Origin of the sequence: Vibrio sp. M260112 (assembly GCF_036533775.1) — a bacterium.
GTDB lineage: Bacteria > Pseudomonadota > Gammaproteobacteria > Enterobacterales > Vibrionaceae > Vibrio.
In genome coordinates this window covers 1-12,612 of record NZ_JATABH010000070.1, presented here as the reverse complement: position 1 = coordinate 12,612, position 12,612 = coordinate 1, and the positions used below count along the sequence as shown (strand labels likewise).

The window sequence follows — 12,612 nt, the reverse complement described above, 5'->3', positions numbered from 1 at the left end:
CGTAGAAATGGTAATGCCAGGCGATAACATCAAGATGACTGTAGAGCTAATCGCTCCAATCGCGATGGACGAAGGTCTACGTTTCGCGATCCGCGAAGGTGGCCGTACAGTTGGTGCTGGTGTTGTTGCTAAGATCTTCGCTTAATTCTAACGAATTAGCTAAAGTCTTCGGAAAATCTTGGAATAAGATTTGACGAACCAGTAGCAAAAAGGGCATCATTTGATGCCCTTTTTCTGCACTATACAAAATGTCTGTTGCATTGTTATGAAAACAGACATGTAAGCAGGATTTTTTGATTGAGGTGTTGCTTCTCAATCAATAAAAGCGTGCGTCAATCTAGTTAGATTGCCGTTTAATGGATTTGCCCTGCAACAGCGGGGTTGTTGTCGTCTATATTAAGACTTAGACAGGTTGGTTTTATGAAAGCAAATAATGCTGAAACTCCTGATAGCTCAAATGGCGCAGATATCTTTAAGTGGATTGTCACTTTCGCTCTGTTAGCTGCCGCTGTTGTGGGTAATTACCTGTATGGTGAAATGTCTGTAGTAATTCGTGCTGCAGGAGTTGTTGTATTAATCGCTGCGGCACTTGGTGTTGCTGCTACAACAACTAAGGGTAAAGCTGCGATTGAGTTTGCAAAAGAGTCGCGTATGGAAGTACGCAAAGTGGTTTGGCCTACTCGCCAAGAAACTATGCAAACTACTTTAATCGTTTTAGCTGTAAGTATTGTAATGGCTCTAGTGCTTTGGGGCATTGACGGCATCATGGTTCGTCTTGTCGCTCTAGCAACTGGGGTATAGAGGGTTTTAATTCATGAGTGAAGCTCCAAAAAAACGCTGGTATGTGGTTCAAGCCTTCTCTGGATTTGAAGGCCGTGTAGCCCAATCTCTTCGTGAGCATATCAAAATGCACAGCATGGAAGAGCTGTTTGGTGAAGTTCTAGTCCCTACTGAAGAAGTAGTGGAAATGCGTGCAGGTCAGCGTCGTAAGTCTGAGCGCAAGTTCTTCCCTGGTTACGTCCTAGTTCAGATGATCATGAACGATGAATCATGGCACTTAGTACGCAGTGTGCCGCGTGTCATGGGCTTCATTGGTGGTACCTCTGATCGTCCAGCTCCTATCACTGATAAAGAAGCTGATGCGATTCTTAACCGTCTAGAGAAAGCAAGTGAAGCTCCTCGCCCACGTACTATGTACGAAGCGGGTGAAGTTGTACGTGTTACAGACGGTCCATTTGCTGACTTCAACGGTACAGTTGAAGAAGTGGATTACGAGAAGAGCCGCCTGAAAGTGTCTGTATCGATCTTTGGTCGTGCGACACCAGTTGAGCTTGAATTTGGTCAGGTTGAAAAACTGGACTAATACTCTGATTTGTAGAGTATAAAAAATCACCTTTTTAGGCTTGTATAAGGCGCGAATTATTACTATAATCTCGCGCCTTATTATTTCAATCGAAGCTTAAGTTTTGAGCGAAATAAAAAGAATTTGTATCAACGGGGAGCTGATCGGTCGATTAGCGCTTGTACCCAAAATTAGGAATAATCATGGCTAAGAAAGTTGAAGCTTACATCAAGCTACAAGTTGCTGCTGGTATGGCAAACCCAAGTCCACCAGTTGGTCCTGCACTAGGTCAACACGGTGTTAACATCATGGAATTCTGTAAAGCGTTCAACGCGAAAACAGAATCTCTAGAGAAAGGTCTACCTACTCCAGTAGTTATCACTGTATACAGCGATCGTTCTTTCACGTTCATCACTAAGACTCCACCTGCTGCTGTTCTTCTTAAGAAAGCTGCTGGCGTTAAGTCTGGTTCAGGCCGTCCAAACACTGAAAAAGTGGGCACTGTAACTGAAGCTCAAATCCAAGAAATCGCAGAAGCTAAAGCTGCTGACATGACTGGTGCTGACATCGAAGCAATGAAGCGTTCAATCGCTGGTACTGCTCGTTCAATGGGCCTAGTGGTAGAGGGTTAATAAGATGGCTAAACTAACTAAGCGCATGCGCGTAATCCGCGACAAAGTTGACGCGACTAAAGAATACGAAATCAACGAAGCTGTAGCTCTTCTTCAAGAACTAGCAACTGCTAAATTCGTTGAGTCTGTAGACGTTGCTGTTAACCTAGGCATTGATGCTCGTAAATCTGACCAAAACGTACGTGGTGCAACTGTACTACCACACGGTACTGGCCGCGACATCCGCGTTGCAGTGTTCACTCAAGGTGCAAACGCTGAAGCAGCTAAAGAAGCTGGCGCAGACATCGTTGGTATGGAAGATCTTGCTGAGCAAGTTAAGAAAGGCGAAATGAACTTTGACGTAGTTGTTGCTTCTCCAGATGCAATGCGCGTTGTAGGTCAACTAGGTACTATCCTAGGTCCTCGCGGTCTAATGCCAAACCCTAAAGTTGGTACTGTAACTCCTAACGTTGCTGAAGCTGTTAAGAACGCTAAAGCTGGTCAGGTTCGTTACCGTAACGACAAAAACGGCATCATCCACACTACTATCGGTAAAGCAAACTTCTCTGCTGAGCAGATCAAAGAGAACCTAGAAGCTCTTCTAGTTGCTCTGAAGAAAGCTAAGCCATCTTCTGCTAAAGGTACTTACCTGCAGAAAGTAAGCATCTCTACTACTATGGGTGCTGGTGTTGCTGTTGATCAGGGTAGCCTGAACACTCAAGCATAATTGATTTGATTAGGCGCGAAATTAATGTATAATTCTGCGCCTAATATTTGTGGTTGGGGCTGAACTTTGGTTCATTAAATTCTTCTAGAATTTGTTGTGAATTATGACCCAGTCTCCGTCCAAGACCGTAGGTGTTTGACTTGTCAAACTTAATCATCCTACGTAGATGGTGCCCGAACTGACAGAAAGCTCTATGTAAATAGTTACCTTTCTTCTGGGAAGCACCTTTTAAGCTCTCACTGTTGTGATAATAGTGAGTGGTGTAACGACAACCAGGAGTTAATCCAAGATGGCTTTAAACCTTCAAGACAAAAAAGCAATTGTTGCTGAAGTCAACGAAGCTGCCAGTGGTGCACTTTCTGCAGTTGTAGCTGACTCTCGTGGCGTTGAAGTGGGCGCAATGACTTCTCTACGTAAACAAGCTCGTGAAGCGGGCGTTTACCTGAAAGTTGTTCGTAACACGCTGATGCGTCGTGCGGTAGAAGGTACTAGCTATGAGTGTCTAACAGAGACATTCACTGGTCCTACTCTAATCGCATTCTCTAACGAGCACCCAGGTGCTGCAGCGCGTCTTTTCAAAGACTTCGCTAAAGAGAACAAAAACTTCGAGATCAAAGCTGCTGCATTTGAAGGCGCGCTAACTGACGCTGAAGTACTAGCGACACTACCAACTTACGACGAAGCAATCGCACGCCTAATGATGTGCATGAAAGAAGCTTCTGCTGGCAAGCTGGTACGTACATTCGCTGCTATCCGCGATCAAAAAGAAGAAGCTGCGGCGTAAGCCTTGCTTTTTTCTGGTTGCTTAATAAACTTATTGTTGATTTAAAAGAGAATTGTTATGTCTATTACTAACGAGCAAATCCTAGACGCAGTTGCAGAAATGTCTGTAATGCAAGTTGTTGAACTAATCGAAGCGATGGAAGAGAAATTCGGCGTTTCTGCTGCAGCTGCTGTTGTAGCTGGTGGCGCTGCAGCTGGCGAAGCTGCTGCTGAGCAAACTGAGTTCGACGTAATCCTAGAATCTGCAGGCGCTAACAAAGTTGCTGTTATCAAAGCAGTACGTGGCGCAACTGGCCTAGGTCTTAAAGAAGCTAAAGCTCTTGTAGACGGCGCTCCAGCACCTCTTAAAGAAGGTGTTGAGAAGGCAGAAGCTGACGCTCTTAAAGCTCAGCTAGAAGAAGCTGGCGCAGTAGTTGCTGTTAAGTAATTATTACTTAGCTTCTTAGCCTAACGGCTAATGGCTGGTGGTTTTATAACCACCGGCCTTTTTGCGCTGTAGGGGTTGGGTGATTTTTCCGCTGTTTGAGCACCCATACTTCAAGCAAAAAACGCTTCATTAGCTCTTAATGAAACGCTACTACACTCAAACAGATATTTAGTCACTGTCTCATACTACCAGAGGCAGTTTGGGTCACTTATCAGCGAGCTGAGGAACCCCATGGTTTACTCTTATACCGAGAAAAAGCGCATCCGTAAGGACTTTGGTACTCGTCCACAAGTGTTGGACATTCCATACCTGCTATCGATCCAGCTCGATTCGTTCGAGAAATTTATCGAACAGGATCCTGAAGGTCAATACGGTCTTGAAGCTGCTTTCCGTTCTGTATTTCCGATTCAGAGCTACAACGGCAATTCCGAGCTGCAATACGTTAGCTACCGTCTTGGTGAGCCAGTTTTTGACGTTAAAGAATGTCAAATCCGCGGCGTAACTTATTCAAAGCCACTACGCGTAAAACTACGTCTAGTTATTTTTGATAAAGACGCGCCAGCAGGTACTGTAAAAGACATTAAAGAACAAGAAGTCTACATGGGCGAAATTCCGCTTATGACAGACAATGGTACCTTCGTTATCAATGGTACCGAGAGGGTTATCGTATCCCAGCTGCACAGAAGTCCTGGCGTATTCTTCGACAGCGATAAGGGTAAGACCCACTCATCAGGTAAAGTTCTATACAATGCACGTGTTATTCCTTACCGTGGTTCATGGCTTGATTTCGAGTTTGATCCTAAGGATAACCTATACGTACGTATTGACCGCCGTCGTAAGCTACCAGCATCTATCATTCTTCGTGCACTAGGTAAGACGACTGAAGAGATCCTGGACATCTTCTTTGAGAAGGTGAACTTCGAAGTTAAAGATCAAACTCTTCTAATGGAGCTTGTTCCTGATCGTCTACGTGGTGAAACTGCGTCGTTCGATATCGAAGCTAACGGTAAGGTTTACGTTGAGACTGGCCGTCGTGTGACTGCACGTCATATCCGTCAACTTGAAAAAGACAGCATTGACCACATCGAAGTACCTGTAGAGTACATCGTTGGTAAAGTTGCATCGAAAGATTACATCAACGAAGCAACCGGTGAGATCATTGTTGGTGCAAACCAAGAGATCAGCCTAGAAGCTCTAGCTAACCTTTCTCAAGCTGGCCATAAAGCTCTATCTGTTCTATTCACGAACGATCTAGACCACGGCCCATTCATGTCAGAGACACTACGTATCGACAGCACTGTTGATCGTATTTCTTCGCTGGTAGAAATCTACCGCATGATGCGCCCTGGCGAGCCACCAACGAAAGAAGCTGCTGAAGCACTATTCGAAAGCCTATTCTTCTCTGAAGAGCGTTACGATCTATCGACTGTTGGTCGTATGAAGTTCAACAGCTCTATCGAACGTGAAGATGCTCAAGAGCAAGGCACACTTGATGAAACTGATATCATCGAAGTGATGAAGAAGCTTATCGCTATCCGTAACGGCATCGGTGAAGTGGACGATATCGACCACCTAGGTAACCGTCGTATCCGTTCTGTTGGTGAAATGGCAGAAAACCAATTCCGCGTTGGTCTAGTACGTGTTGAACGTGCTGTTAAAGAGCGTCTAAGCCTTGGTGACCTTGATGCAATCATGCCTCAAGATCTAATCAATGCTAAGCCGATCTCTGCTGCGGTTAAAGAATTCTTTGGCTCTTCTCAGCTATCTCAGTTCATGGACCAAAACAACCCATTATCAGAAGTAACGCACAAGCGTCGTATTTCTGCGTTGGGTCCTGGCGGTCTAACTCGTGAACGTGCTGGCTTCGAAGTACGTGACGTACACGTAACTCACTACGGTCGTCTATGTCCTATCGAAACACCTGAAGGTCCAAACATCGGTCTGATCAACTCTCTATCTGCGTTTGCGCGTTGTAACGAGTACGGTTTCCTAGAGACTCCATACCGTCGTGTTGTAGATGGCGTAGTAACAGACGAAGTAGATTACCTATCTGCTATTCAAGAAGGTCAGTACGTTATCGCTCAGGCGAACACTGTTCTTACTGAAGAAGGCACATTTGCTGAAGAGCTAATCACAGCTCGTCAGAAAGGTGAATCTGGTCTACACCCACGCGAACATGTTGACTACATGGACGTTGCAACTAACCAGGTTGTATCTATCGCTGCATCGCTTATCCCGTTCCTAGAACACGATGATGCGAACCGTGCATTGATGGGTGCGAACATGCAGCGTCAGGCAGTTCCAACTCTTAAAGCTGATAAGCCTCTAGTTGGTACTGGTATTGAGCGTAACATCGCAGTTGACTCTGGTGTTACTGCGGTAGCGAAACGTGGTGGTGTAATCCAGTCTGTAGATGCTTCTCGTATCGTTGTTAAAGTGAACGAAGAAGAGTTGATCCCTGGTGAAGCAGGTATCGATATCTACAACCTAACTAAATACACTCGTTCTAACCAAAATACGTGTATCAACCAGCGTCCATGTGTGATGCCTGGTGAACCTGTTGCACGTGGTGACGTTCTTGCTGATGGTCCTTCAACAGACCTTGGTGAACTTGCTCTTGGTCAGAACATGCGTATCGCGTTCATGCCTTGGAACGGCTACAACTTCGAAGACTCGATCTTAGTATCTGAGCGCGTAGTTCAAGAAGACCGTTTCACGACTATCCACATTCAAGAACTATCTTGTGTAGCGCGTGATACTAAGCTTGGTGCTGAAGAGATCACCGCTGACATTCCAAACGTAGGTGAGTCTGCTCTGTCTAAACTAGACGAGTCAGGTATCGTTTACATCGGTGCGGAAGTGAAAGGCGGTGACATCCTTGTAGGTAAAGTAACGCCTAAAGGTGAAACTCAGCTAACTCCTGAAGAGAAGCTACTACGTGCTATCTTCGGTGAGAAAGCGTCAGACGTTAAAGATACGTCTCTACGCGTACCAAACTCTGTTTCAGGTACTATCATCGACGTTCAAGTATTTACTCGTGACGGTGTTGAAAAAGACAAACGTGCACTTGAAATTGAACAGATGCAGCTTAAAGAAGCGAAGAAAGACCTTACTGAAGAATTCCAGATTCTTGAGGGTGGCCTTCTAAACCGTGTTAAAGCTGTACTTATCGACGGTGGTTACACTGAAGCGAAACTAGATGCTATCGATCGCAAGAAGTGGCTAGAACTGACGCTTGAAGACGATGCTCTACAGACTCAGCTAGAGCAACTAGCAGAGCAGTATGACGAGCTACGTGCAGACTTCGATAAGAAGTTTGAAACCAAGCGTCGCAAGATCACACAAGGTGATGATCTAGCACCTGGCGTACTGAAGATCGTTAAAGTTTACCTAGCGGTTAAACGTCGCATCCAGCCTGGTGATAAGATGGCGGGTCGTCACGGTAACAAGGGTGTAATCTCTAAGATCAACCCTGTTGAAGACATGCCATACGATGAAAAAGGTCAACCTGTTGACATCGTACTGAACCCACTAGGTGTACCTTCGCGTATGAACATCGGTCAGATCCTAGAAGTACACTTAGGTCTGGCAGCGAAAGGTATCGGTGACAAGATCAACCAGATGGTTAAAGAGCAGCAAGAGCTAGCTAAGTTCCGTGACTTCCTACAGAAGGTTTACGATCTTGGTGAAACTCGTCAGAACGTAGACATCGCGTCTCTATCTGATGATGAAGTTCGTACGTTGATCTCTAACCTACGTGGCGGTCTACCGATCGCAACGCCGGTATTCGATGGTGCAAATGAATCATCAATCAAAGAGCTTCTAAAACTAGGTGACCTACCAGAATCTGGTCAGTTAACTCTGTTTGATGGTCGCACTGGTGATGCGTTTGAGCGTCCTGTAACTGTTGGTTACATGTACATGCTGAAACTGAACCACCTTGTTGATGACAAGATGCACGCTCGTTCGACTGGCTCGTACAGCCTAGTAACTCAGCAACCACTTGGTGGTAAAGCTCAGTTCGGTGGTCAGCGTTTCGGTGAGATGGAAGTATGGGCACTTGAAGCTTACGGTGCTGCTTACACGCTACAAGAAATGCTAACAGTTAAGTCTGATGACGTTAACGGCCGTACTAAGATGTACAAGAACATCGTAGACGGTAACCACAGCATGGAACCTGGTATGCCAGAATCGTTCAACGTACTGTTGAAAGAGATTCGCTCGCTAGGTATCAACATCGAGCTAGAAGACGAAGAGTAATCCCACGGGATTATTTGGTAGAAGGTGCTCACTTTTGCGGGTGAGCTCCTTTTAACTCCTTACAGGAGCTGATTGTGAAAGACTTATTAAACTTTCTAAAAGCGCAGCATAAGACCGAAGAATTTGATGCAATCAAAATCGGTCTATCTTCACCAGACATGATCCGTTCATGGTCTTTTGGTGAAGTTAAAAAACCTGAAACGATCAACTATCGTACGTTCAAGCCTGAGCGTGATGGTCTGTTTTGTGCGCGTATCTTTGGTCCAGTAAAAGACTACGAATGTCTTTGTGGCAAATACAAGCGTCTAAAACACCGTGGCGTTATCTGTGAGAAGTGTGGCGTTGAAGTTACACAAACTAAAGTTCGTCGTGACCGTATGGGCCACATCGAGCTTGCTTCTCCAGTAGCTCACATCTGGTTCCTAAAATCGCTACCGTCTCGTATCGGTCTACTAATGGATATCCCTCTACGTGATATCGAGCGTGTTCTTTACTTCGAAATGTACGTAGTAACTGAACCAGGTATGACTGATCTAGAAAAATCTCAGATGCTTACAGAAGAAGAGTATCTAGATCGCCTAGAAGAGTGGGGTGACGAGTTCACGGCTAAGATGGGTGCAGAAGCGATTAAAGACCTACTTGCGTCTATGGATCTGCCTGCTGAAATCGAAGAGATGCGTGAAGAGCTTCAGTCTACTAACTCAGAGACTAAGCGTAAGAAGATCACTAAGCGTCTGAAGCTAGTTGAAGCGTTTGTTCAATCTGGTAACAAACCAGAGTGGATGATCCTAACTGTGCTTCCGGTACTTCCGCCAGATCTACGTCCTCTAGTACCTCTAGATGGCGGTCGCTTTGCGACGTCTGATCTGAACGACCTATACCGTCGCGTAATCAACCGTAACAACCGTTTGAAGCGTCTACTAGAGCTAGCGGCTCCGGACATCATCGTACGTAACGAAAAGCGTATGCTGCAAGAGTCTGTTGATGCACTTCTAGATAACGGTCGTCGCGGTCGTGCGATCACAGGTTCGAACAAGCGTCCTCTGAAATCTCTTGCTGATATGATCAAGGGTAAACAAGGTCGTTTCCGTCAGAACCTTCTAGGTAAGCGTGTAGACTACTCTGGCCGTTCTGTAATCACAGTAGGTCCATACCTTCGTCTGCACCAGTGTGGTCTTCCTAAGAAGATGGCACTAGAGCTATTCAAACCATTCATCTACAGCAAGCTAGAGACTCGTGGTCTTGCGACTACAATCAAAGCTGCTAAGAAGATGGTTGAGCGTGAAGAAGCGATCGTTTGGGATATCCTAGACGAAGTTATCCGCGAACACCCAGTACTATTGAACCGTGCACCTACACTTCACCGTCTAGGTATCCAGGCGTTCGAACCAGTACTAATCGAAGGTAAAGCGATTCAGCTACACCCACTAGTGTGTGCGGCATACAACGCGGACTTCGATGGTGACCAAATGGCGGTTCACGTGCCTCTAACTCTAGAAGCACAGCTTGAAGCTCGTACTCTGATGATGTCGACAAACAACATTCTGTCGCCAGCGTCAGGTGATCCGATCATCGTACCTTCTCAGGACGTTGTATTGGGTCTTTACTACATGACTCGTGAAAAGATCAACGTGAAAGGCGAAGGTATGTACCTTGCTAGCCCAGCAGAAGCTGAGAAGGCATACCGCACTAAGACTGCTGAGCTACACGCTCGCGTTAAAGTTCGTATCACTGAGACTGTAAAAGACGAAGATGGTCACAGCACAACAGAGACTAAGCTAGTTGATACAACTATCGGTCGTGCAATGTTGTGGCAAATCGTGCCAGAAGGTCTACCGTACAGCATCGTTAACCAAAAGCTAGGTAAGAAGCAAATCTCTAACCTACTTAACGAAGCGTACCGTAAGCTTGGTCTGAAAGACACGGTAATCTTCGCTGACCAAATCATGTACACAGGTTTTGCTTACGCGGCACTTTCTGGTGTATCGGTTGGTATCGACGATATGGTTGTACCAGCAGCTAAATACACTGAGATCGAAGAAGCTGAAGCAGAAGTTCGCGAAATCCAAGAACAGTACCAATCTGGTCTTGTAACTGCGGGTGAGCGCTACAACAAAGTGATCGATATTTGGGCATCGACCAACGATCGCGTAGCGAAAGCGATGATGGAAAACCTTTCATCTGAAACGGTAGTTAACCGTGACGGTGAAGAAGAGCAACAAGAGTCATTCAACAGCATCTACATGATGGCTGACTCGGGTGCTCGTGGTTCTGCAGCTCAGATTCGTCAGCTAGCTGGTATGCGTGGTCTGATGGCTCGTCCAGACGGCTCAATCATCGAAACGCCTATCACAGCGAACTTTAAAGAAGGTCTAAACGTACTTCAGTACTTTATCTCAACGCACGGTGCTCGTAAGGGTCTTGCGGATACGGCACTGAAAACTGCGAACTCGGGTTACCTAACTCGTCGTCTAGTAGACGTTGCGCAGGACGTAGTAGTACACGAGCACGACTGTGGCACCCACGAAGGTGTTGACATGATGCCGCACATCGAAGGTGGTGACGTTAAAGTTGCACTTTCTGAGCTAGCTCTAGGTCGTGTTGTTGCTGAAGATGTTCTTAAGCCAGGTACAGAAGAAGTTCTGATCCCACGTAACACTCTAATTGATGAGAAGTGGTGTCAAATCATGGAAGAGAACTCAGTAGACAGAATGAAAGTTCGCTCTGTAGTTACCTGTGATGCGGACTTCGGTTGTTGTGCACAGTGTTACGGTCGTGACCTAGCACGTGGTCACCTAGTGAACCAAGGTGAAGCAGTTGGCGTAATCGCTGCTCAGTCTATCGGTGAGCCGGGTACACAGCTTACGATGCGTACGTTCCACATCGGTGGTGCGGCATCTACTGCAGCAGCAGAGAACAGCATCCAAGCTAAGACAACAGGTACGGTTAAGCTACACAATGCTAAGTTTGTAACGAACAAAGATGGTAAGCTTGTTATCACTTCTCGTGCATCTGAACTGACTATTATTGATGAGTTTGGTCGTACGAAAGAGAAACACAAACTGCCTTACGGTTCTCTACTAACTAAAGGCGACAACGATTCAGTTCAAGCTGGTGAAACAGTAGCGAACTGGGAAGCGCACACTATGCCAATCATCACTGAAGTGGCAGGTCGCATCCAATTCGTTGACATGATCGACGGTGTAACAGTTTCTCGTCAAACGGATGACCTAACAGGCCTATCGTCAAGCGAAGTAACTGAAGCGGCAGCTCGCCCAGCAGCAGGTAAAGATATGCGTCCAGCAATCAAACTTGTTGATGAGCAAGGTAACGATGTAATGATCCCTGGTACTGAAATGCCAGCTCACTACTTCCTACCAGGTAAAGCTATCGTTAACATCGAAGACGGTGCAGAAGTAGGTGTGGGTGATACGCTTTCACGTATTCCTCAGAAGTCTGGTGGTAACCGAGACATCACTGGTGGTCTTCCACGAGTTGCTGACCTATTCGAAGCACGTAAGCCGAAAGAGCCTGCGATCCTTGCTGAGCACACAGGTACTGTGAGCTACGGTAAAGAGACGAAAGGTAAGCGTCGTCTAATTATCACTCGCGATGGCGGTGAGACGTACGAAGAGATGATTCCTAAGCATCGTCAGCTTAACGTATTCGAAGGCGAGAAGATTGAACGTGGTGACGTGATCGCAGATGGTCCAGAGTCTCCACACGATATCCTACGTCTACGTGGTATCCACGCTGTGACTCAATACATCGCGAACGAAGTTCAAGAAGTATACCGTCTTCAAGGCGTTAAGATTAACGATAAGCACATCGAGACTATCGTTCGTCAGATGCTACGTAAGTGTACTATTACTCACGCTGGTGACTCTGAGTTCCTAGCAGGTGAGCAAGTAGAATACGCTAACGTTAAGATTGCTAACCGTGCACTAGAGGCAGAAGGCAAAGAGCCAGCACGCTTCGAACGTGAACTACTAGGTATCACTAAAGCATCGCTAGCAACTGAGTCGTTCATCTCTGCGGCATCGTTCCAAGAGACAACTCGCGTACTAACAGAAGCTGCGGTTTCTGGTAAGCGTGATGAACTACGTGGTCTGAAAGAAAACGTAATTGTAGGTCGTCTAATCCCTGCAGGTACGGGTTTCGCTTACCACCAAGATCGTCAAGCTAAGCGTGCAGAAGAGCAAGAAGGTCCTTCAGCTGAACAAGCGACTGACAACCTTGCAGCACTACTAAACGCTGGTTTCTCTACTGACGAGTAATCGTTAGAGTGAAAAATGAGAAAAGGCACCTTCGGGTTAATGCCGATCAGTTAAGAGATAAATGATCGGTTGAACGATCCTGCAGATAGCTTATAAAGGCTCTAAGTTTCTATAACTTTGAGCCTTTTATTTTGCAATTAACTACAGCCCTAACACTCGCCAATCGTTATGCCCCCAATACTGAA

8 protein-coding genes and 1 pseudogene are annotated in these 12,612 nt (G+C 46.0%); all 9 read left to right on the top strand.

All coding sequences use genetic code 11. The features are described from left to right. Window positions 1–145, top strand: a pseudogene (gene tuf / locus QTN95_RS18755) (elongation factor Tu); the annotation flags it as partial. A gap of 275 nt (window positions 146–420) precedes the next feature. Then, a complete protein-coding gene (gene secE / locus QTN95_RS18750) occupies window positions 421–801 on the top strand; it encodes a preprotein translocase subunit SecE (RefSeq protein ID WP_004747599.1) in 381 nt (126 codons plus the stop codon). 13 nt (window positions 802–814) lie between these two features. Further along, window positions 815–1,363: a transcription termination/antitermination protein NusG gene (gene nusG, locus QTN95_RS18745; RefSeq protein ID WP_008078233.1), complete on the top strand. Its 549-nt coding sequence runs from the start codon at window positions 815–817 to the stop codon at window positions 1,361–1,363. A 182-nt stretch (window positions 1,364–1,545) separates the two neighbouring features. After that, window positions 1,546–1,974 (top strand): 50S ribosomal protein L11, encoded by a 429-nt coding sequence (gene rplK, locus QTN95_RS18740; protein ID WP_138971461.1) that lies wholly within the window; start codon window positions 1,546–1,548, stop codon window positions 1,972–1,974. 4 nt (window positions 1,975–1,978) lie between these two features. Further along, a complete protein-coding gene (gene rplA, locus QTN95_RS18735) occupies window positions 1,979–2,680 on the top strand; it encodes a 50S ribosomal protein L1 (protein ID WP_138971460.1) in 702 nt (233 codons plus the stop codon). A gap of 289 nt (window positions 2,681–2,969) precedes the next feature. Beyond that, window positions 2,970–3,464, top strand: coding sequence for a 50S ribosomal protein L10 (rplJ, locus tag QTN95_RS18730; protein WP_138971459.1), 495 nt, complete (start codon window positions 2,970–2,972; stop codon window positions 3,462–3,464). A 57-nt stretch (window positions 3,465–3,521) separates the two neighbouring features. Beyond that, window positions 3,522–3,890: a 50S ribosomal protein L7/L12 gene (gene rplL / locus QTN95_RS18725; protein WP_269378477.1), complete on the top strand. Its 369-nt coding sequence runs from the start codon at window positions 3,522–3,524 to the stop codon at window positions 3,888–3,890. A gap of 231 nt (window positions 3,891–4,121) precedes the next feature. Next, window positions 4,122–8,150 carry a DNA-directed RNA polymerase subunit beta gene (gene rpoB, locus QTN95_RS18720; RefSeq protein ID WP_269378478.1) on the top strand — a complete coding sequence of 1,343 codons (4,029 nt, stop codon included), beginning with the start codon at window positions 4,122–4,124 and terminating at the stop codon, window positions 8,148–8,150. A gap of 74 nt (window positions 8,151–8,224) precedes the next feature. Further along, window positions 8,225–12,427: a DNA-directed RNA polymerase subunit beta' gene (gene rpoC, locus QTN95_RS18715; RefSeq protein ID WP_331418559.1), complete on the top strand. Its 4,203-nt coding sequence runs from the start codon at window positions 8,225–8,227 to the stop codon at window positions 12,425–12,427. The last annotated feature ends 185 nt before the right edge of the window (window positions 12,428–12,612 follow it).